The 24474-nt window shown below is 44.8% G+C and carries 13 protein-coding genes; 1 reads left to right on the top strand and 12 read right to left on the bottom strand.

Annotated elements, in window-relative coordinates; translation table 11 throughout:
- Positions 1-16: 16 nt before the first annotated feature.
- The gene (locus NSQ68_RS17895) at positions 17-586 is read left to right on the top strand and encodes a DUF1697 domain-containing protein (protein ID WP_342426723.1); all 570 of its coding nucleotides are present in this window, start codon (positions 17-19) and stop codon (positions 584-586) included.
- Between the two features lie 101 nt (positions 587-687).
- Here the strand turns inward: NSQ68_RS17895 and NSQ68_RS17900 are convergent, their stop codons facing one another.
- The 12 genes from NSQ68_RS17900 to NSQ68_RS17955 form a co-directional block, all read right to left on the bottom strand.
- Positions 688-4092, bottom strand: coding sequence for a hypothetical protein (locus tag NSQ68_RS17900; protein WP_342426724.1), 3405 nt, complete (start codon positions 4090-4092; stop codon positions 688-690).
- A gap of 73 nt (positions 4093-4165) precedes the next feature.
- Entirely contained in the window at positions 4166-5602 is a 1437-nt protein-coding gene (locus NSQ68_RS17905) for a hypothetical protein (protein WP_342426725.1), read from the bottom strand.
- Positions 5545-5844, bottom strand: a complete 300-nt coding sequence (locus tag NSQ68_RS17910; protein ID WP_342426726.1) for a hypothetical protein — start codon at positions 5842-5844, stop codon at positions 5545-5547. The genes NSQ68_RS17905 and NSQ68_RS17910 overlap by 58 nt, the downstream gene beginning before the upstream one ends.
- A gap of 179 nt (positions 5845-6023) precedes the next feature.
- Positions 6024-7769, bottom strand: coding sequence for a methyl-accepting chemotaxis protein (locus tag NSQ68_RS17915; RefSeq protein ID WP_342426727.1), 1746 nt, complete (start codon positions 7767-7769; stop codon positions 6024-6026).
- 382 nt (positions 7770-8151) lie between these two features.
- Positions 8152-10947: an alpha-mannosidase gene (locus NSQ68_RS17920; RefSeq protein WP_342426728.1), complete on the bottom strand. Its 2796-nt coding sequence runs from the start codon at positions 10945-10947 to the stop codon at positions 8152-8154.
- A gap of 38 nt (positions 10948-10985) precedes the next feature.
- Complete coding sequence (locus tag NSQ68_RS17925; RefSeq protein WP_342426729.1) at positions 10986-14141, bottom strand: beta-galactosidase; 3156 nt, start codon at positions 14139-14141, stop codon at positions 10986-10988.
- On the bottom strand, positions 14138-15457 hold the full coding sequence (locus NSQ68_RS17930) for a glycoside hydrolase family 125 protein (RefSeq protein WP_342426730.1): 1320 nt from the start codon (positions 15455-15457) through the stop codon (positions 14138-14140). The genes NSQ68_RS17925 and NSQ68_RS17930 overlap by 4 nt, the downstream gene beginning before the upstream one ends.
- A gap of 26 nt (positions 15458-15483) precedes the next feature.
- Positions 15484-18600 carry an alpha-mannosidase gene (locus tag NSQ68_RS17935; protein WP_342426731.1) on the bottom strand — a complete coding sequence of 1039 codons (3117 nt, stop codon included), beginning with the start codon at positions 18598-18600 and terminating at the stop codon, positions 15484-15486.
- Positions 18600-20903 (bottom strand): glycoside hydrolase family 3 N-terminal domain-containing protein, encoded by a 2304-nt coding sequence (locus NSQ68_RS17940; protein ID WP_342426732.1) that lies wholly within the window; start codon positions 20901-20903, stop codon positions 18600-18602. The genes NSQ68_RS17935 and NSQ68_RS17940 overlap by 1 nt, the downstream gene beginning before the upstream one ends.
- Positions 20904-20924: 21 nt before the next feature.
- Entirely contained in the window at positions 20925-21845 is a 921-nt protein-coding gene (locus NSQ68_RS17945; protein ID WP_342426733.1) for a carbohydrate ABC transporter permease, read from the bottom strand.
- A 23-nt stretch (positions 21846-21868) separates the two neighbouring features.
- Positions 21869-22798, bottom strand: coding sequence for an ABC transporter permease subunit (locus NSQ68_RS17950; RefSeq protein WP_342426734.1), 930 nt, complete (start codon positions 22796-22798; stop codon positions 21869-21871).
- Positions 22799-22910: 112 nt separating this feature from the next.
- Positions 22911-24389, bottom strand: a complete 1479-nt coding sequence (locus NSQ68_RS17955; RefSeq protein WP_342426735.1) for an ABC transporter substrate-binding protein — start codon at positions 24387-24389, stop codon at positions 22911-22913.
- Positions 24390-24474 lie beyond the last annotated feature (85 nt).

Consider the following 24474-nt stretch of genomic DNA (forward strand, 5'->3'; position numbering starts at 1 on the left):
AGGTGGGGCGCTTTTTATGATCTATATCGCATTACTGCGGGGCATCAATGTCGGCGGCAACAACAAAATTGAGATGAAGAAGCTCAAGCAAACGTTTGAACATGCAGGTATGGGGCATGTGACGACTTACATTAATTCTGGAAACATTATTTTTTCCAGTCAGGGGCGGTCCAACCAGGAGCTATCGCTTATACTGGAACAGGCGATTCTTGAGGATTTTAGTTTACCCATCCGTGTCATCGTCCGTAATATGAAAGAGATTCAGAGCATTATGGAGGCACTGCCGAATGAATGGTCTAATGATACACAGATGAAAAGTGACGTAATGTTCCTGTGGGATGAAATTGACGATATTTCCATTCTGCACAAGCTTCCTTTGAAACCAGGAATTGGGCATATCATATATACGACCGGAGCCATTTTGTTTTCTGTCAGCAAAGAACAAGTTACAAAAAGCGGTTTGACGAAATTAGTCGGCACCAAGCTGTATCAGCAAATGACGGTGCGGAATGTGAACACAGCACGACAGATTTACAAGCTGATGCAATTGGCTGAACAGGAAGAGTTACGAAATACGAGCTCTTGACAGTAGTCATGTTTAAATAGGGATATGAGGATAAAAAAATCATATAGTGATAAAACAGCCAACATCTTATTACAAAGGTGCTGGCTGTATAAAAAAATTCATCAAAAATATTGTTCGATGAAACTATCAATCTTTGTTAGATCATCCTTTATCATTTGTCCAACTGAAGAAGTGTTAAGCAATGGAGCCAACTTTTCTGGGTGCGCTATGCAATATTCATAATCAATTGCACATTCTGTCTCGTACTTATTGGTGGCGATCTTCTGAAATAAATCATAAGACAAATCAGAAGTCACTTCATTAAACTCTACTTCCAACATTTCTAAAAACCTAAGTAAAGTCCAATTTTCAATTGTACTCGATACTTCTTGTTTATCGTTCATCTCTTGAAGTGTATAGACAGAAGATAAACCAAATGCCAATTGTTCTGTACCATTCAGTTCCTTCATGTGCTCAATAAAAGATTGAATGCTTTCCAAAAAATAATTTTTACTTTCATCCGCAAAAAACTCAACAAGAATACAAAATACGTTGTAAATATAAATATGAAAATCGGACTCGTTTATAATCCAGTCAATCAAGCTCAAAATTTTGACTTTATTATATGAATGGTCATTAATATTCTTACATAATAGATATACTTGAATCTCAGAGGCTATAAAATACAACCATCCATTATTATACCCCAAGTAACTGCTCTCTTTAATCAAGTTCCATTCGTCATTTGATATATTGAGCCATTGTTTCAAATTATCCCGATTAAAATACATTTCGTTATGTTCCTGCGCTGCAACTGCAACCCTGGTAAGAATTTCATATTCGGAACAATCAATTGAACTAAACATGTTGTCGAAGAAATTGCGAATCTGATTCTCTATTCTATTACCTCGTTTATATTCATCAACAATTTTCGCGAGAAAAAGCGGATCAGTAGAATAATATGTTCCTTTCCATTTAGATTTTCCCATGAACAAATCTTCTTGAACTCGATCCATGATAGTAATTTCACAGCCTACTATTCCAGCTAAATTAATTAAAGAATCCCAACTATCTTGATCATCCCTATGTATATAGGGAAGCAACTCCTCCATAAAATCCCTTTTACTTGTTTCTTCCACAAAAATATCATCTTCATGTAATTCGACTTGGCTTTTATCAGGATTATGATTTGTAGTTTCTTCAAAGTTAGAATGAATTCTATTCCACTTTACTGAATATCCGTCCCAATTTAGAGTTTTCTCCAATATTCTCATGGCCTTAAGGGATTCTTTTTTAACCTGTACGTTATATAATTGGATCGCTTCAGGAGCGTCTCCGAATAACAAATTCTCGATCTCAATTTCCAAATCGTCGGATGCATAAAAGTCATAATCATCCCCAATAAGCCAAATAATTTTATCAGAAATTTCATTGTAGTTTTCTTGGAGATAGCAGTCAAAGTCTTGACCATATATATCTCTGAATTCATAAAAGACGATGTAAAATTTCAAAAAATTTATTTTAGAGCGATAGCCATCTAATAACTCTTTCATAGTAGGAATTTCGAACCCTTGCTTTAATAACTTATTGACAATCTTAGGAACACCATGCTTCTCTTCATCAGAAAGTGCATGACGGTCATCTTTTAACAAACTATTAATAAAAAAAACCTTTAATTTTTCTATTACATCCCTTAATTTTTGAGAGTTATATTGCTCATTCAAATCTAATATTTGTCTTAATTTAAGATTGTAACTGTCAGTATAATCTGAAGAGAAATAAAAGTCCGTAAATCTATCGTCTGTACAGTATTCCTCTAGTCCATTGGAGTAGATAAAATCTAAACGTTCGTAATCTTTAGCAATTCTATCAATAATTCCTGGAATAATTGTCTGCTCAAACTCCATATTATTATGTTCATCAATTAAATTTAGTAAAAGTAAATTGTGAGCGAAAAACAAAATAGGATTCATTAAATTAATACTCTTAATAAGATTCAGTCCATACAGTGACAGATTTTTCGATATTAAATGCCTCCAATATTCCATCATGCTATGATTGTTAAATCCTACAATTGTTTTTTTCACTTCAAAGTCAATACCTGTCAATGTTCTGATAAAGGTCATATCTCTAACGAAACAAAAAGAGGCGGATAATTGATCCAAAGCATCATCAAAACTTTGCCACTCTTGCCAAAGAAGACTTTCTTGTAAGTCCCCGTAGCATTTTCTTAAAATATTTAATTCAACCGGATATCCAAAGATCGCCATACATATACCAAGATAAACTGCACTTTTTGAAGTCTCATGAAGGTGATTATACATTCTCTCATAAATTTCATTGGGATTCTTCAATGTTTCCAACAGTATTTTTCCCGGATACATACCATCATGCTTTATTTTAGAAAGAAGATGGATCGCATCATTAATAAATCGGGGATTATAATTATCGTGATTAATAATTTTGTCAGAAACTATTACAATGCTGTGCAAAAGACTATACTGTAAGTTTGACTTTTTTAGAATACTCCAACATATCCTCATCTTGTCTGAACTTTCTAAGCTAGTTGAAGATAACTCAACACTCATATTTTGAATTATTACCTTTAACTCTTGTAATAATTTCATACCTTCAAAAAGAATATTTTTTCTCGATATCAATACAATTTTATGATTATTTCCACTAATAATGCTCTTAAGCATTCGATAAATTTTAGATTCACCATTTTGAATCTGATTATTGACGTAATTTACACCTAAAAAGTCATCTACTACAAATAATTGCTTTTTATCTGAGCGATAAAATTTATACACATCTTCAATAGTATCTGTAAAAAAAAGATCAAGCTCCTCATTTTGCATCAAATAATGGAACGCTATATTAAAACCTAGCATCGTTTTCCCAATTCCCGGTTCACCATATACCAATAAACAATTATGTGAATCCATAATATCAAGTGATTCATGATAAGCTTTCGTTTTTATGTAGTACTCAACGTTATTTTTCATTTCATTTAAGTGAAATTGATTAAAATTATTGGGTCCACGCAAAATAATATTTTCTAAAATATGTTCAAAAACTACTGTACTAGGCGTCCATAAATTATTGTATTTTAATTGGATAATAGAAAACTTTGGGTCAGCAAGATACTCATTTAGTTCTATTCTACCAATTATATATTCATCAGAATGGATGTATCCTTTGAATAAATCCATTATTTCCCTTTGTTGTTCTTTATTCAATCCAACTGATGTTACTAAAATATATCGACTCGGCTTCAAATTACGCAACTTTAATACTTCTTTTTTCAAACTTCCTTTCAAAATGTTAAAATCATTTTTATAGCATTTTGCTTGAATAATAGTATGATCACTGTACCTATATCCATCAATGCCTCCATCCCTACCTTTAGGATATCTGCGAAATACATTGGGTTCTAAATTTTCTCGAACTCGAACAATATCTATTGCCAACGCCTCAAATTCAACGTCATCTAATAATGCGTGAAAATCATAATTGTTTTTCATAATCTCCCATCTTTCTAAGACTGATATATTCATCTTTGAATCCTATGAATGTGTTATACTTCATGCTTTTAATTTAATACAATAATCTGTGATCATTCTCAGTAGCTGTGAATAATTCCTTCATTTTATCTGCTAACAATTTATTTGGAGGATAATTGCAACACACTTTTTCAAGATCCTCCATACTAAGAGGAATTATGTTTCTTCCATTTACAAACTGATGCTCAATCTCTTTTAATGAAATCTGCGTATAACCTGCCATACTAAAAAGAATACATGTTTTAATCCCTTTAGAATCCATTACAGGAACCAAATTTCTAACATCTGAAACCTTAATTTTTTCTTTTCTATTTTTACATTCAACAGAGATTAGAGCCCCTAAATTCCAAAGAAACGGATCAAGAGACACGTTACAAAAATAAAGATCAACTTCCTCTCTCTCTTCCTTAATGCGGTGACCCATAAGTTTCAAGCCATACACACTGCGTAGAAAATAACTTGCCACCTCTTCAAATAGTAACCCTTTCTCATAACCACTCTTTAAATTTTTAGCTTCATCTAGTAAATCACCAAACTCTTTCATACTAAATTCTAATCTTTCAAACCGTTCATAAACTTCTTTCCAAAAAAATGATTCTAAAAAGTTATAAATGACCGGCAAAAAAGCATATCTATTCTTCATAAGGAAGATAATATTTTTGGAGATTCCTTCTTCTTCGCTACCAGTTAGATAAGATCTTAACTGATCTATTCCTTTCTGCACTATTTTCAAGAATTCAGTTTTATCTGGTAAAATCACTTCAGCTTTATAAAAGTAACATATGTTTTGTTTTACTTTCTCCATAAAGCTTTCGTACACTATCTCTAGTTTTTGTATAGGATACTTTTTAATCGGTAATGTTGCCAATCCGTATAATAAAACATATTGCCAATCATAGAATAATTCTGCTGGTTCAAACTGTACTCCATAAGCATATACAGGATTTTTAAGAATCATTTCTACATCTTTAACCGTCCATTGGTTAATATATTGGCTATCTATATAAGATAGGCTCTTGTAGCCATCTTCATTAAGAGGGATAAGTAGTCCTCCTTCGACTAGAAGACTTACATGATCAGATTCTGGATTTCCAATCATCGTTGTTATCCTTCTTCCTTTAATACTTTCTCCCAAGACAAATGAACGGGTAAAACATTGATAGCCTTTTAAAAAGGGTTTTTCTTTTACTATCCATAAATTAATTATGTCATTTACAAAGTCCGATTCATAATTTTCGTATCCCTCAATCCCATAAAAAAATGAAATTGATAAATCGTCTTCTTCTAATTCTTTTATTCCTCCGTATGGAGCCTTTAAAACCTCGTTGTTAAAAAGCTCATTAACATAAAGGAGAAAGAAGAGATTCTGAGATATTACATTATGCGGCTCCTTTATTTCCCTATCAAGTGAATCTAAGAAGTTCTCGTTTTCTGTAGCTTCTTGAAAAATTTTTTTATTTTTCTTTTCCATACTTCATTATATAATTCCACTTCTTCTCTGTGCCCAACATTCAGAAATATTGTTGGACCAGGCTCCTTATCCCTCCATTCTTTTCTAGTATTTAATACCCTATCCTTAAAATCAGAAAATGGATGTTTTAAACTATCTGTTATTTCAATCTCATAGCCTAATCCTTCCTCTTCATCCTCAAAAATTATGTAGCTCTTTATGACTACCGACAGTACACTTACCTCTTCAAAATTAGTTGCCATACTGCAACTCCTTTTCATTATTATTAATTGGAAAGATTAAATTAAATTATATTATATTAAACTCATGAACTAAATCAGGTTGCTATCTTAGTAAGTACAAAAAAAGGGAGCCTTCTTACGACTCCCCAACTGTTTTTCTTCGATGTAATACTTTCCCTAGTCTTTGTGTATTGGCCTCGTTAAATTTTAAAACCTTCGACCAGTTCATTCAGGCGAGCTGCGCTTCCCTTCACCTGATCAGACTGGTGTGCCACTTCACGAGATTTTTCCGTTGATGATACCATATTCTCAGCAATGTGCTGAGTAGATATAGCAGACTGTTCGCTGGCGGTTGCAATCTCATGGATCGCTCTCACCATGGTTTGAATGGTTGCATTCACCTGCTTGGAAGTGTTATTCAAATCATTGACTGTGTTCGTATGCTCCACGGCATCATTGTAATATTGTCCTGCTGTATCCTCAAGCAACTGATAATCTTTGCCCACCTGAGCTTGCAGGAAGTGCAGTAATTCTTCGGCATTGGTAGTCAGATTTTCTACAGACTGCACAACCTCTTGAGTTACACTCTGAATTTGGTCTACCGCGTGTTTGGAGCCGTCTGCCAACTTACGAATCTCATTAGCTACAACCGCAAACCCTCTACCCGACTCACCGGCACGAGCCGCTTCAATAGATGCATTTAGAGCCAGCAAATTGGTTTGTGCCGTAATTTCTAAGATGGACTGAGAAAGTAAACGAATTTGGTCTACGGCCTTGGCTCGTTCTAGCGCTTCCTTCATCTTTTCATTGGCCTTCTGGTAAATTTCCTTGGCCACTTTATTGGATTCGCTAGCCGCATGCTTCAATGTTTCGGCTTTTACACTTGTATCATGGGCAGACTGAGCTCTTTCTCGAGTTTTAACCGAAATGTACTCTGCTGCCCGCTGCATTTCTTCCGCAGAATGATTCATGTTTTCGGTGTATGCCGAAGTCTCTTCCATAGCTGCTGACAGCTGTTCGACCGTGGCAGATACATCTCTAATCCGCTCATTGAGATCTGTCATATTATGATTCGTCTGATCACTCAGTTGGTTAATTTGGCGTGACTCATTGATCACCCCCGTAATGACCCTTGAGGTTGAATCTGTCATTTGCTGAATGGCCCGAGCAATGACAGCGATCTCATTATTTCCTTTGAGCAAGGCAGGATCAAGGGCTACCGTTAAATTACCTTGGGTAATTTCTTCACAGTATTTCGTAATGGTGCTCATCCGAGAACGGATATTTTGAATGGCCGCAAAGGAGATCGTGATCAGAACAGCCAGCACGAGAGCCAGAACCGTGATCAACACAATTGTGCGCATTTTAATCTCATTTTGTGTATTTTGATATAGGTTGGCGGATTGCTCATTGTTATAATCTGAAATGGTAGTCAGCATCGTAACTATGGCCGTACTAGATTTATTAATCCGCCCTCTCTCTTCTGTGTCATAGGTTCCAGTATTTTTTTTGACGGCCATGATCTGTTCAATATCCTGAAAATACGTGGCTATACTGCCTCTCAGTTCTTCATACAATTTCTGTTCCTTTGCATCCAATGTCCTTTGGGAAAATTCATTTAGCCCAGTTGCAACACTATCCTTTCCTTTCTGTACCTGCTTATATTGTTTATCTGTATACTCTTTATTGTCGAGTATTTTTGTATAATTGGCCCGCATATTGTAGAAATCACTTTTGACTTCAAGAATATTGGTTTGGTGTTGAAAGCGATCCACATACAAAATACCTTGACCCTCTTTAGCTTGATACATACCGATAGCCCCTACCAACGATACAATGAGCAAACCCACCAAGCTGATCACAATCATGGAGATCATCGTTGTCGTAACCTTTACATCTCTAAAACCTTTTCCTTTTTTTGTCCTGTCTGATAGCTTGTTACTCATCCAAACCCCTCCAGCTCGTCTATGGATAATAGTTCACGCTGCTCTCAACTTTCACGAGTTTCCGATCGGTCTCCTTGACATTGCCCTCCAAGCAATAAAATGAAGCAGATCACAGAACGTGATGATATATATCTATATATATCGGTAGAAAGCGCTTAAATTTATAAGTGAAATTAACGGTACTGCAAAAATAAAGAATATTATAAAAGACAATTTCATAGTTGGACTTGCTATGTAACTCAAAATTTTAGATACTCATGGGCTTAAAGAATTTGCTAAACCTATCTACTAATTACTTTTAGCAATAGGATAACAAGCCCCGATGATAATTTATTCCATGGGGGTTTATTATCCTATTGCTATGGCCTTCTTCTCTTTATTGTTAAGTCTTCAATTTAAAACCTAGTGTGATAATTTCATGTGGCTTTACAGACTGAAGTAACTCATTAGAAGAATCCATTACGATGTCTTCTCCTTGTTTTTCGAGGATATTACTTTTATAAAAATCGTACTGCTGCGGCCCGGGCTTGATAATTAATTCGGCTATACTATGACTCATATTGTACCAGCGTAACAGCACATCCCCCGACAGCTCATTCATTTTCATAGAGGAAAAGGCAAGCTCCGTGCTTTTCCAATCAAACGGCGCATAATCTGGAGCAACTGTACCCGCATGAATCCCCGTTTGTTTTACAATCCAAGGAATTTGGTATTGATAGGCTTCTTTATACGCGCCTGACTGAATACCGTCGCCATCATGTGGAATAATCTCCAGACGGGTGGTATGCTCACCCAGACATTGCGCTTCCGGCGTCGGAAACCATCCCCAATCGCCCAGCTCGCCAACTGAGCGAAGCAGCGTTACTGCAATCGTGTTACGCCCATCCCGCAACACTTCATATTCATTCAACCCAAGATTGGCTACGGTCAGACCGGTTTGTTCTCCGCTTACATCCACAAACGCCTGCTGATGTTGTGTATTGCTTGGGTTTTCCCACTCAGATGCAGGTTCATTGTCCCGGATTGCAATTTCAAACATGGAGTCTACCCGATGATGCTCAGCAGCGTCTATATCTGTCGGAAACAGAGCGCGAAGTCGGTGATCCTTGGCCTGGTTATTGAAGGTGGTTTCCATGGAAACACCCCTGCTGTTCCGAGATAAAGAAATGACAGTCCGTATCGTCAGCGGAACGGTCTGTCGGGAGCGCTGAGCCTTGCGGTACGGATAATAAACCAGCTCTCGCTGCTCCTGCTCCAGCGTTTCATCTGCGGAGGCTGGTATTTCCCAATGATGGATAATCTCGATGGATGCCAGAAAAGGTGTATCTTCAAGCACATGGATGTCAGCGATCAAATCTTCGGTGGTCAGCGCCTGCTCTCCCTCGGGCTGTCTGAACATATACTCGTTGCCGATATCACCCACATTTTCATATACGCCAAGGTCTTTGTAGCTGCGGTCTGTACGCTTATCCGTCAGGGTAAAAGAGCCGTTATCCGCAATTTCGACGTGAAGCAGATCATTTTCCATACTTCGACTGCCATTAAAAAGGGAAGAGGAGTCCGTCTCAACATTGCTTCTCAGCCAAGTATAGGTTTTTAAGCCTAGCTGGGGCACACGTTCTACCTCAAAGGTAAGGCGAACCCGACGAGACATGTAAGGCTGGCGGAACCGGTCATCCGGCAAATCATAGCCGAACTGTAGCCCGAGGTCCTCCACCTTGCATGCCACCGGACTCCCTTCACTGTCCACCAGTACACGCCCGGAAAAGTCCACTGTTTTCGCTCGATGAGCGGCCTCCTCTAGCGTATATCCTTCACGGAAGTATAGACGCACCACTTCCTGTTCGGCAGACACTATACCACTACGTTCCCAGCCTGACGTATTAAAAATCACGAGTGGCAACGCATCTTCTCCAAAGCGACTGAAGCCCGTCGTATCCACTGCTTGCACAATGGCCTCTATGCTTTCATCCACAATGCTCTCGGCTACATGACGGCTCTTATCAAACCGGGTCACCATCTCACGGTGCACCTCGTCCACACTACAGCCGCAAATACTGTCATGCGGATGGTTCTGCATCAGTGTTTTCCAGGCATAGGTGAACAAATGGTGAGGATAATCCAGCCCCAACAAATGCGCAAAGGTCGCAAGCGGCTCAGCCACTTTTTCCAGCATCACTTGTCCCAACTGGTTCATCTGTTTTAAATACACCCGGGCAGAAGCCGTATTCACCAGCGTTCCCCAGCCGTCCGTGCGCTGACTGCGAAGCTCTCTCTTCACGGACGAAAGTTGCCTTTGGGATGCCCGTTTCAGAGAAGTCAGATAATCGTTGAAATTGGAATGAACAAACTCGATATCCGGGTAAAGCTTCTGTGCCGTACGGATTGCTTCCGGTAAATCAAGCTGTAGAGGCTGATGGTCACATCCGTTCATGAACAGCAGCTCGCCAGTTGAAGCATATTTTTGCGCATCATCCAGTTTACGCTTCCAATAAGCCTTGGCTTCCGCCTCATCTACCGGAACCTCATTGCCGTTGGAATACCAGTTGGCGAATAAAATACCGAGTACCTCCGATCCGTCTGGCCCCGTCCATAACAGTTCCGAAAAGGAGGACTCGTAGCCTCTATCCGACACCGTATTGTTAAACCCTGTCGGCTTTACTCCCCTTCCGAAGAAAACATTCGTAATCCCCGACTGTAGCATGAACTGCGGAGTCTGCCCAACCAGACCAAACGTATCGGGGAAGTATCCGATCTTGGACGGACTGCCGTAACGCTCACAATCGCGGTGCCCAATCTGCATATTGCGTACATTGGCTTCGCCGCTGGTCAGAAAAGCATCCTGCAAAATGTACCAGGGTCCGATAAAAATACGACCATTGCGAATGTGCTGCTCCAGCCGTTTCTTATGCTCGGGCCGAACCTGTAGATAATCCTCCAGAATGATCGTCTGCCCGTCCAGATAAAAGCTTTTATAATCCGGGTCCTGATCCAGTTTGTCCAGCAGAGAATCCATCAGGCTGATCAGGCGCATATGGTGCTTCTCATAAGGCAAATACCACTCCCGATCCCAGTGGGTATGCGAAATAATATGTGCTGTCATCTTGCTACCCGTGTATGTGTCTACTTCCCTGCTTATCGCTTGATTGTTGATTGATTCATCCCTTTGCTCGCTCATCGCATATCTCCTCACCGTATGTCTTGACCTGCCACTTTTCACTGTATCACTTCAATCGTCACGTCCTCGGGACGATATACCGCTAGCAACTGACCTTCTCGATCCACAGCAAACAAGACAGAGCGGCTCCTTGGCAACAGAAAAGCGTAGGATAATCCAATCTCCTTATCCCGAACACGCACTTGGGTATCCCGAGAAAACTCCGATACGAAAATATATAGGTCCCCATTCTCGAAATTCAGCTTACGCCCATATAATCCCGACTGATCGCCGCCGTCTATCCACTCCACTTCTCGCTCTACCCCGGCAGCAATGAGAGCGTAGCGATATAGCTCAGCAATGGGTTCATCCCTGCCATTCAACTCCAGTGGAAGCGGGCTCCAGATCAAGCGCCCCTTGCCAAGCGGCAGGTTCACAACTTCATCCCCCATCCTTCCATCCGCTGTTGGTGATAGTAGTTCCTCCTTAGCCACCTCGGCAATTCGCCGCTGACCGAATGAGACAGAGTAGGTTTGCCCCTCCAGACTCAGTACTTCCTCCCGTTGGACGTTCCCCAGCGTACGCTGCCCAATAATATCATCGACCCGGTCGCTCACTTTCCAGTAAGGATCAAGGCCCAACGGCCCGGTGACTAGTAAAGTCACACCGAAGGTTCGTACCATTTCCAGAATATGTTCCAGTGATGTACTGTCGAAATTGTGCGCGCTGGGGATCATAATGAGTTTCGGTAACTGCTGCTTGAGCGAGTCCAGATGATACTCGGAGACAGCACGGAACGGCTGCTTGAGATCATAGGACATCACCCGGGTAAGCCGTGTCGTGGCCTCAAAGGCAAGTGATCGGTTGGAGAAATCATTGGAATACGGAAATACAACAGCCGTTTCCTCCAGCTTCCGGTCTGTAAACAGATCGCGAATATCATTCATAAAACGCCCAAAATCGTAAGATACCTCTGCTTCCGGCTTCTCGGTCCCATCCGCACGTAACGCACCGATGTGCGATTCATTGGCATTATCCATATAAAAGTTCGTATTCCAGATCCAATGAATCGCACCCGCTCCGCCAGTCGAAAAGGCATACGCATACTTGCGCTCCAGCATGTCGCGCAGTTCCGCCTCTGAACGCTTGGCTCGACCATCCGGCGTCTCAACATACATGATCCCGGTTTCCTGTACGAGATTCGGTTTGTCTGGTGTTTTGGCAAAAATACCGTCCCACACCAAATGATCATTCAGCCACCATGAATGCACCGTCGTATAATCCACCACAGCCTCATAAAAAAACGGAGACGGCCGCTGCGCGCCCAGTGCCTCGTCCTGACCTACAGTTACCAAATGTCCGGGACAAAGCTCCCGAATCGTAGCCGCCAATTGCTCGGCCCACAGATTGTGCATCTCCATCGAAAATAGACAGTAATCCAGCCACTTGCCTCCCTTTTTGGCCTGATGCATATCCTGAACGTCGAAGTTAATCTCCTCCGGCTCGGGAATTGTGGCAGAAGCAAAACAGGAAAGCTGCTGTGGCGTCATATTCCAGGCTTCCTGCAAAGCCTCAATGCTGCCATGGCGTTGCTCCAGCCATGTACTGAACGCCGCCTGTTCCCATGAGTCCCTCGCAGAACGTGGACCGTCTGCGAAAATACGCGATGGATCAAACATCGAAGGTTCATTAATCAGATCCCAATCCACATGGGTTGTAGCCGTGTGACGACTGACAATACTGCGGATGAACCGCTTTTGTGCTTCCACGCTTTGCGGATCAAGATATGAGTTAACCCCTTCCCACGTTTCCGGTGTAAAAGAAAAAAACGTGAACGTCACCTGCAATCCATGCCTTTTGGCTGTCAGCAAAAAAGCATCAATCGCACGAAGCACCTCTTCCGAAGCGTGTCCGTCTATCTGCATCATATTGCGATAAGCCGTCCATACCCCTGTACGAATCCAATTGATGCCCGCTTTGGCCATCTGGGCCATATCCCGGTCCCAAATTGCTGCATTGGGCAAAAAAAGAAACTTGCGTGCTACATCTGAGGCCATATAGGTCATGCCAACAACAGGCAACGGGCGCCCATCCTTTATAAAATAGTCCCGACTTCGCATGATGATCTGTCCTTCAGCCAGCAGTTCGGTATCCTGCCCCCAAAAACCCTGTCGCAATATACGTACTTCACCATCCGATGATTTAGCTCGGCAAATGACCCGATACAGACCACTCAGGATGGAAAAGGCAAGGGGAATACGCACAAAGTTCTGTTCTCTGCTAACCTCAATCTGCAAGCGCTCGCTCCATACCTGCTGGCTGTGATCATCCAATATTTGCTCCACCGTCAGGTCAAAGCTCCATATCTCATGATATCTGGGCGTGGCTCCTCCTCGCTGCAATCCTTGGGTTTGAAGTGTCAGTACGGCTCGTTCCTCAGGCTCATAAGCAGCATAGTTTGGCTTGATAGATAGCTCCGTCATCCCCTTGGCGCAAAAACGTGCCCATTGGGCAAGCAACTGCTCACCATCCTGTTCCCAAAAGGAAGCTATCAACGGCACGTGGACAAACATCCAGCGTGCTCCAGCAAACAGACCTCGGGCATGCTCCCATAGCACCACCGGGGCAGCTATATCCCGTCCGTCTGCACTGACACCTTTTAGCAAAGAATAAATTTGCGTATTCATCGGCCCGGCAGAGCCCATCTGGTGTGGCAGATCGCTGCCTTTGGTCGTATGAGGAACGAGGTTCCACGTATCTGTCACCTGGAAAAAAGACTCCTGACCACACAGTACAGGAATATCCTCTGATGCGACCAGCGAAGCCACCTTCGAGGCATCCACTCGCAGCACCTCATGAATATGCAGCTCCTGATGATATGCAGTCTGCTCAGTCTCAATTATCCAGTCTCCATGCTCATCAGCAGGATCGCGGACTGGATACTTAAAGGGTGCTCCCCCGACGTTAAGCAGCCCCCCTCCCCTGCGAAGGAATGCAACGATTTCGGTCCAGGCGGATTTTGGGAAATACGGTGCATGCAGATTGACAAAACAGCCACTTTCTATATGTTTTAACGTTTCAGCCAGCTCATCCGCTCGTACGACTACCACGTCAGCAACTCCCTGAAATGCCCCGTCTGACAACAGGCTCCCTACAGTGGGAAAGCCTTGCTCACTGAAAACAACGATGAGTGGATTTACTATGGATTCATTCATAACAAGCCATCCTTCATGGCCTTATACACAAGCTGGGCAAACAGACTGTTGGACCAGGCGAACCATTTTCTCGTATAAACCGTGGGATCATCTGCATGAAAGCCTTCATGCATATATCCGGTGTTCCCATCTGTCGCTTCCAGCATATGAATCATATCCAGCTTTTCTTCTGCGGTCCGGGCCGTTAATCCTTGCATGGACAGGGCCATATGCCAGATGTAACCTGGCAGCGTGTGCGGACTTCCGATGCCTTTAGCCGCGTTGCCTTCATAGTAAAACGGATTCTCCTGACTTAAAGCGAAGCGTCTCGTATTTTGATAGATAGGATCGTCCACCGTCACATAGCCCAAATACGGAATGGACATCAATCCCGGCGTACCTGCGTCATCCATCAGGCAGTAGTTGCCAAATCCGTCCGTTTCATAAGCATATATAGGCCCGAATACCGGGTGGCGATAAATGCCGTACACGCGGATACCGTGCTCCACCTCTGCCTCCAGTTCCTTCAGCTCGTTCAGAAAGTCCATATCACGAAATACCCACTCCGCAAACTCCTGCATCTGCCGTAAAGCAACCACAGCAAACATATTACCGGGTATATTGTAGTGGAAATCGCAAGCATCATCACTGGAACGGAAGCCCGACCAAATCATCCCTGTATAATTTACAGGCATACCGAGTCCCTGATTGCGCAAGGAATCGGTGAAAATGCCGTTATTACGCGTAAACCGATACGCAGATTGTTCTTGGTGACGCTGCTCCGTTTTGAACACATCCACTATTTTGCGCAGAGCCGACTTGAATTTTGAATCAAAAATATCGGTAAGCTCCGTTTCCTTCCAGTACATATAAGCCAGCCGAATGACAAAACACAGCGAGTCGATTTCAAATTTTCGTTCCCACACCCATGGCGACATTTCCGTCTCATCGCCCGCGTTCCAGTGCCAGTCATTCGCCGTCTCATTGAACGCATTCGCATACGGGTCTATGAGGACATAATGAATATGGCGCTTGATCAGCCCCCCAATGATGCGCTGTAAATCAGCATCCTCCCTGGCTAACGGCACATAATGAATGACCTGCTCTACGGAATCCCGCAACCAAAGAGCTGGAATATCCCCTGTAATGAGAAACGTTGTCCCATCATCCATTAACTTGGTCGTCGTCTTCAGTGAATTTGGAAAACAGTTTTTAAACAGCTTTAGCAGCTTCGGCCTGTGGGCCAGTGCTTGCTCCGCTTCCTTGAGTACGTCCTGAACAGCCTGCGGCAAGTCAAGGTCGGGCATTGGTATTTTGGGAAGTCTGAATTGTTCCAATAGCTTTTTCGCTCCTTTATCAATATCTATTGCAAGCGTATCGTTTTAATTTCATAAGGTGTAAAAGACAATGTGAGACAGCTACCTTCCAGCTCAAGCGGCTGCAGAGGTTCCTCCAGCGCATTCGACACGTAAGCTGCGTTGAACGCGTAAGGCCAGGTCAGCTTGATCGTTTCCCGTCCCCCAGAAGATTCGTACAAACGAAGAATCGTCCCCAGTCCATCTTCGGCCGGCTTGATCGTATCCAGCACAACGTGACGACTATCAAAATTAATGAACGATCCGCTGCTCGGCAGCACTCCGCTATTGTGCTTTTGCTGCTGCACAACAGGCACATCTTGGTTCAGCTCAGCCGCATGACGCAAAGTATGGGCACTGCGCCAATCTCCCACATGCGGATATAGCGAATACGTAAAATCTTGCTCGCCCAGATCGGCATCTTTATCCGGCCATTTGGGTGCACGCAGCAGAGACAGACGGATGGTACTATTTTGAATGTCGTAGCCATATTTGCAATCATTGAGCAGACTCACGCCATACCCGTGCTCAGAAACATCCGCAAATCGGTGTCCGCATACTTCATACTGCGCCTGCTCCCAGCTCGTATTCCGATGGGTCGGCCGCTCCAAAGCACCGTACGGAATTTCATAAGTCGCCTTGTCTGTAACCACGTCTATAGGAAAGCCTACCTTCAGCAGTTTGTGCGCTTCATTCCAGCTCACATGCGTCTTGAAATCAATTCGCCGCTCATGATGATAAAAGATCACATCCTGTGTCATTTCAGATTGATGGAGTCGCCATCGGAAGCGCAGCACGTCCTTCGTTTTCCCCTGAAGCACTAGTTGTTTTTCCAGCAACTCGGCTTCTCCTGCTACCTGTTCCTCATAGCGGTTATCCAAATCCCATGCATCCCACAGCGTCGGACGGTCATGGAAAAAATAAAAACGGTTTGCCCGTTCCCCTTGCTTCAAGATTTCACGGTTTGCCGCTTTATCCAGCAGACGAATCATTTCGCCCCGCTCGTTAAATTGCACCTTATAAAATCCCGTCTCCCAGACATCCCCCAGCGATCCAGATGTCACAGCTATTTCGGGCTTCTCACCTACTTGAGCCTGTTCTCGCTCCAACCAAATCGTTTTGTAGCCCAGTGCAGGAATATCCGGAATACGCACCGAAATGCCGCCTTCCTCCACATCGGTGTCCAGCCGCTCAGCTTCATTATCATTAGCGTAGTGGTAGGCATACAATCCCTCTGTCGATTCCGTAGCGATATGGATCACGGCACTACGGCTCCAGCCCAGGCTGTTAAACACAAGATACGGCGTTCCTGTTCTCGATCTTTCCGTGTTCACTTGAGCCGCCAGCGTCGTAATCCCCTGTTGAAGCCCGACATGTCCCCATTCGAAAATTTGCTGATACTCCTTATCGGAAGTGCCGTAAACCTCGGTAATCGCAGAGCCTGGGATAATATCGTGGAACTGATTCAACAAAATCAGCTTCCAGCCCTCATGCAATGCCGAACAGATGTCCTGCACCTGCTCCGGCTCCAGCTGTGGTAATGCCAGCGTGCTCCACAGCTCTGCCTCGCGGTAGACTCCCTCCGCTTTTCGATTATTGCGTTTGTTGCGGGCATGAGTCGTGTAGGTTCCCCGGTGTAGCTCAAGGTACAAATCACCATGCCATTTGGGAAGTTTTGGATGTGCCTGATCTATGCCTGCGAAAAACTGTCCCGCTGTGCTGAACCGACTCGCAGGCAATCCCACCATTAGCGGAGAACGCTCTATATATTCCAGCATTTCACGCGTAACGCCGCCACCGCCGTCTCCATGTCCATAGAGCAACATGTGCTCAGGATGAGCCGACTTTTCACGATAGGACTGCCAGTGGTCATGAATGTCCTGTGGCCGTGTATTTTCATTCACGCCATGATTGAGGTAGGACAACATCGAAGTACCATCGATGCCCACCCAGTGGAACAAATCGTAAGGAAACACATTCGTATCATTCCAGCCGAGCTTGGTTGTCATAAAGTAGTCTATCTTCCCATGCTTTAAAATCTGCGGCAGGGACGCACAGTAGCCGAACGTATCCGGTAGCCATTCGATATGAGAGGTTTTGCCGAATTCCTGTTGGTAAAAACGCTGACCATACAGCATTTGGCGGATGAGTGATTCGCCACTGGGCAGGTTCAAATCAGGCTCTACCCACATCCCCCCAACCAGCTCCCACCGTCCTTCGGCGACTCTCGCTTTGACCCGTTCATACAGCTCTGGATCATTTTCCTTTACAAAAGAGAACAGTAGCGGCTGGCTCTGCGCATATTGATAGGACGGGTATTCATCCATCAGCGCATCCACCGTTGAGAAGGTTCGGCTTGTTTTCCGTATGGTCTCGCGCATAGGCCACAGCCAGGCAATGTCAATGTGCGACTGTCCTATCATGTGCTCCAAACCTTGCGCATTTTCACCGATCTCCTGAACCTGCTGAATGAACTCCTTTTCTGTGGCTGAGATCGCTTCCCCTGCTCGAATGGCGTCTTCCTCCAGATTCGCAAAACGATCCATCACCCCATACAGAGCCTTCAGCAGGCGTATTCTTCGGATATCGCCCTCAGGCAGCAGTAGAGCGGCTTCGCTAATAACGGTAACGGTATACATCAGGCTCTGCACGGGCTTATTGGGCCGTACAAGATAGCTTGTAATAGAAGAAATTGGAGGTTGAATGACAGCCTGCCGATTGAGCGGATCTACGGGCTCGGGTACAGGATCAAATAGCTCAATCTCCAATTCCGGTGAAGTCCCAATGACCTGCGGATTAAGCGTGACATAGGTATGATTGCGGTCAAGCCCGTGATAGGAAGCACCATTGACCCGTAGCAGTCCTTCTCCCCCGGACTCAAATACCAATCCAAAAGGCTCTTTCAACCACGCTGTCGGTACATCCAGCCGCGTTCGAAAAAAATAAGTCGTCCCCTGACTGCTGGGGAATCGCTTAAAATCCAGTCCTTCCGATAAAGGTGCGACGTCTTCATATTGACCTGGTGTTTGGTAAGTGGAGCGTGTAACGTTCCAGCTTCGCAAATCCAGCTTCTCCAGCCATTGGCATTCCGATAATTCCCGAATCAGGCGTTTGATACGCTCCATTATTCATCCTCCCGTACGATCAACTCGGCACACAGGGTATCTTTGGAGTGCCTGCCTACTTGAATAGAAAATCGCCCTGCCTCAACGACTGGTTGTAGATCACGCCCTATATATTGCAACTGGTCGGAGCCTACAACAAACTCCACTGTTCGTGTTTCTCCTGGCTGTAATCCAACCTTGCAAAAGCCCTTGAGTTCCCTGATTGGACGGGTCACCGAACTCACCGTGTCCGAGATATACAACTGTACTACTTCAGCCCCTTCCCGGTCGCCCGTGTTGGTTACATCGACTGTAACCGTAACGAATTCGCCCACTCGGATCGAATTGGTGCTTAATGTAAGCCTTTCATAGCTAAACGTCGTGTAGCTAAGGCCGTAACCAAACGGATAGCGCGGCTCGGCATCGTCTTCCAGATACCGCTTGCCCCGGGAACGTTTGCCGTTGTAATATACCGGCAACTGGCCGACATGCTTAGGGATGGAGAGGGTCAAACGTCCCGAAGGATTTACATCCCCAAATAAAATATCCGCGATTGCATGCCCTCCCTCCTGACCGGGATACCATGCTTCCACAATGGCGTGTGCGTGCTGCTCCACCCATGGCTCAGCAATCGGTCGCCCGTTCATATAAACGACGACAAGCTCTTTCCCCAGCCTGTAGACTTCCTGCATGAGTTGAAGCTGTACGCCCGCAAGTCCCAACGTCATCCGGTCGATGCCTTCGCCGCATTCCATGTCGTTCCAATCGTGATCCGATACCTTCGATGCGCCGGTTTTCAGATCAATCGTTCCTTCCCCGAAATCGCGGGCGCTGGACCCTCCAACCACCATCACCACGGTATCGGCCCCAGCCGCACATGCCAGTGCATTTTCAAAGCCTTCCCGGGATTCTCCCTTGATCCGACAACCAGGTGCGTACAGAACGCTATCCTGATCCTTGCCCAGCTTACTACGGATACCATCAAGTACAGTTATCACGCGGGATCTCGGTTGCGGTGATGTATAATCACCCAGTTGGTTGTAGATTTGATCCGCATTCGGGCCGATGACCGCAATACGCTTGGAGGTTTTCGGCAGGGGAAGCGTTCTATCGACGTTTTTGAGCAGCACAATCCCCTCGGTCGCAAGCTGTCTAGCCAATCGAATATGCTCCACCCGACCAATCACCTGCTCCGCTCGTTCCGCATCCACATACGGCTTGTCAAACAGACCCAGCCTGAATTTTAGCGTGAGCACCCTGCGAACCGCCCGATCCAGCACACTCGTCTCCAGCTTGCCAGCGCGAACCGCCTCGACCAGATGACTGCCGAACATTTCCCCGGACATTTCCATATCAACCCCTGCGCGAATCGCCTGCACAGCGGCATCCGATCCATCCTCGGCCACATCATGTCCGCTCGCTAACATTTCAATCGCGCCACAATCTGTAATGATCAGACCGTCAAATCCCCACGCCTGACGAAGAATATCGCCCAATAGCTCAGCGTTCACAGTACACGGTACACCGTCGATTTCGTTATAGGCTGGCATAATAGATTGCGCCCCTGCCTCCACCGCTTTTTGAAATGGATATAGATCGACCTCCAAAAGCTCGCGCCAGCCCATATGCACAGGTCCGGCGTTACGTCCGCCTTCTGAGCTGCCATAACCTGCAAAATGCTTTAATGTGGCAGCTACGCTATGTTCGCTGAGTAAGCTTTCCCCCTGAAGCCCCTCCACTGCGGCAACAGCAAATTCGCCGATGAGATAAGGGTCTTCGCCGAAGCATTCCTCCGTGCGTCCCCAGCGCGAATCACGCACAACATCAAGCACGGGCGAGTACGTGACCGCCCCGCCCTGAGCGCGGGTTTCACTCGCAACCGCACGGCACATCTCGCGGTACAGATCAACATTCCATGTGCTGCCGATGGACAACGGAACCGGAAACACAGTGCCGTCAATCGCCATATGCCCATGAGAGCATTCCTCACCAATCAGTATCGGGATACCCAGCCGGGAATGCTCTACCGCATAGCGTTGGATCAAGTTCACGGCCTCAGCTCCCTGTTTGGCAGATAACCCGTTCTCCAAGGTCACCCCGGTCCACGGATCAGCGCGAAGTACCCCGTATAAGGAGCCGACTCCCCCATTTTGCACCTGCTGCTTGAAATCATGACCTAGGGACAATTCTCCGTCTGTGTGCTCATACACTTGCCAGCCAAAGGGCTGCACAAGCTGTCCTACCTTTTCCTCTATTGTCATCAAACCGATTAAGTGCTCTACCCGTTCTTCGATCGGTTTGCTTTTGTCTTTATAAATCAACATGTTCATGTCTCTCCTTCCCTGTTATTCCTTCACAGCCCCAACCGTAAGTCCCTGCACAAAGTAACGCTGGAAAAAAGGATAGGCGAATATAATAGGCAGCGTCGCCAGCACCACCATCGCCATCCGCGAAGTATCCTGCGGAATGGATTGAAGCGCAGCCAGACTCATAGAGCTGTTTTGCGAATTTTGCTGGATGAACTGAATGCTGGATTCAATCCGCATCAGCATGGACTGAAGTGGCACCAGATTGGGATTGTCAATATACAACAGGGCATTAAACCAGTCATTCCAGTAACCAAGCGTGCTGAATAAGCCAATGGTGGCAAGTCCAGGCAGAGAGAGTGGAAGCACAATTTTTAAAAAGGTGTAAAACTCGCCTGCCCCATCTATTTTGGCTGATTCGACAATGGCATCAGGCACACTGGTGCTATAAAATGTGCGCAGGATCATAATATAAAAGGCATTCATGGCCAGCGGCAAAATCAAAGCCCAAATCGTATCCTTAAGCCCGAGCAATTGGGAAACGACCATATAGGTCGGGATCATTCCGCCATTAAAGAGCATGGTTAAAATCGCAAAAATGGAAAAGAATCTCCGGTAACGGAAGCTCTTTCGTGAAATAGCATACGCATATAACGAAATAAGAATGAGACTGATCACCGTACCGATGACCGTTACGGCAATCGTCACTCCATAAGAGCGCAGTAGCGTATCACTGGTACGAAATATGAAGCGGTAGGCTTCCAGACTCCATTGAGCCGGGAGCAACCGATATCCGTCCCGCGCCAGCGTTTTCTCATCGGTTAGGGAAATAATGACGACGAACAAAAAGGGAAACACACACAGGAACGCGAACACCCCTGCTATCACATTCAGAACAACATTCCAGCCCCGTGAAATATGATGGAAATCTCGTTTTTTTCTTTCTTTTCCAGAAGTCACAGTCCACACCCCTCTCCTCTTTTTTAGAACAAAGCGCTGTCTTTATCTATTTTTCGCACAACATGATTGGATAAAATGACGAGAACGAAGCCAACCACCGACTGATACAAACCTGCGGCTGTGCTCATCCCAATTTCTCCTGTCGTTTTCAACCCGCGATATACATAGGTGTCGATGACGTTCGTTACCGAATACAAGGTGCCCGAATCTCTTGGAACCTGATAGAACAAACCAAAATCCGCATAAAAAATCCGTCCGACTGCAAGCAGCGTCATAATGATAATGATCGGCGAGAGCAAAGGGATCGTCACATTACGAATTTGCTGCCACTTGCTGGCTCCATCTATCATGGCTGCTTCATACAATGATTTGTCGATACCCAAAATCGAAGCCAGATATACGACACTGTTATAACCGATCGCCTTCCATAGACTGACTAGAATCAAGATATAAGGCCAATAGGCGGCCTCTGAATACCACTGAATCGGCTCAATGCCAAACCCTGCGATAATTTGATTCAGCATTCCCCGATCCATGCTCAGAAAGCTGAAAGCAAAGTAACCCACGATGACCCATGATAGAAAATATGGGAGAAACATGCCTGTCTGGTACAGCTTCGCTAACCGTTTATTAATCAGCTCGGAGAGCAGAATAGCCATAGCGACTGAAAAAACAAGTCCAAGAATAATAAAGACCAGGTTATACAAAAGGGTATTTCGCGTGATGACATACGCATCATTGTTATTGAACAGAAACTTGAAGTTATCCCAGCCCACCCACTTGCTCGTATAAATACTGGCCCAGAATCCTTCCCTGTTAAAACGATATTGCTTGAAGGCAGCCACAGTACCGACAAGCGGCAGGTATGAAAAGAAGAAGAACCAGATAGCGCCGGGCAGCACCATGAACAGCATAACTTTGTTTCTAATCACATTTCTGAAAAATGCGGCCATAGGTATCCCCTCCCAATCTGTAATGAGAAAAGCAGCTAAAATAGCTATTGGAAAAAGACCGGGCGTAATTTTGCACCCGCCCGATCTCGCTTATATTTCACAATCTAAAGTATTATTTGCTGTTTTGTGCTTTCCAGGCGTCAAGCTGAGATTGCGCTTCCACCATCACCTTATCCAGCCCAGCTTGCTTGAATTTCTCAATTACTTTCGGGAGATTCGTTTCCGGGTCAAGCGTGCCTGTCATCAGCGAAGCCCAAAATTGTTCTTTGACGTTCTGAACCGCTGCCATCTCCGTAGATACTTTACTGCTGTCAAAGTTGAAGCTTAGGATTGGAGAGTTTTTTCCTTCCGAGTTGAACTTCTTGAATTGCTCCCATTTATCAGCCGGATCATTTGGATTCAGATACAACAGCATATTGTTGCCGAGTGAATACGAAGGCATATCATAGTTTTTGGAATTAGCCAGATTTTCGATATACTGACCATCCGTTTTTTTGTAATGCACTCCTTCAATACCAGAATCAACCATATTACGTAAAACCGGATCTGTATTCAGCAGGTTCAGGAACTGCATCGCCTTTTCAGGGTTTGCCGAGTTTGCCGAGATCGCCATAATGGATCCCTGTACAGACGTATTGGTCACAATGGGATCGCTGGCAGGTATCGATATCACCGGATAGCCGTAACTTGCAGACCATAGATTATCGGCTAGCGGTTGAGTTTGCGCACGATCCAGAAACCAGTTTCCGGACGTTGTTAAATCATTGGTCGAGCCTGTGGTTGCAGCTTCCGGTGATACGTACCCGGCCTTGTAATACTTATGCATCGTCGTCAGCGCCTGCTTCATTTCAGGCGTTTCCAAGATGTTTACGATCTTATAATCCGTAGTATCCAGTTTGACAGCCATCGGCAGGTTTTGAATGATATAGTCATATGGAACATAGGGAACATAGTTTTTGTCCATGCCGAATGCCGTTACGCCGGGCTCGTTTTCTTTAATCGTTTTGAGCAGAGGCTCCAGGCTATCCAGCGAGCGGACATTGGAAAGGTCCAGCTTGTATTGGGTCAGCAATTTTTTATTGAACCGCCATACCTCTTGCTGTGGAAGCTCCTTGTTGGCAGGAATGCCATAATGATGACCATCAACCTTGGAGCCTTCCAGAAACGCAGGATCAATCGTCTTTTTAAGATCCTGACCGTACTTGTCAAGCAAGTCGTCCAGCTCCATGAATGCTCCCTTTCTGGCATTTTGTACATAATCAAAGCCACCGGAAGCCGTAAATACAATATCCATGGGCTCTCCCGAAGCCACATTCACCTGCATTTTTTGCGGGTAGTCGCCCCAATCGACCATTTTCATTTTGATCGTGGCGTTTATTTTCTTTTGGGTATACTTGCTAACCTCTTCCATCACTCGATCTACATCTTTTTGAGGCGTACCAATGGTGTACCAGATCAGCTCTACCGGTTTTTCCGCTCCTCCATTCGTCGTTTCCCCGCCAGCGCTGCTTCCTCCACAAGCACTGAGAATGAGCGTCAACACCATACACATCACTAGAACAAACGAGTAACTTCTTTTGCTTTTACCCATGTATGATCCTCCCTTATTTTTCGAAATCCTCATTATGAAGCAACTACGTTAACCTTAACTAATGTAAGCACTTTCATAAAGAAGA

This window comes from Paenibacillus sp. FSL L8-0158, from assembly GCF_038592965.1.
Taxonomy (GTDB): domain Bacteria; phylum Bacillota; class Bacilli; order Paenibacillales; family Paenibacillaceae; genus Paenibacillus; species Paenibacillus polymyxa_D.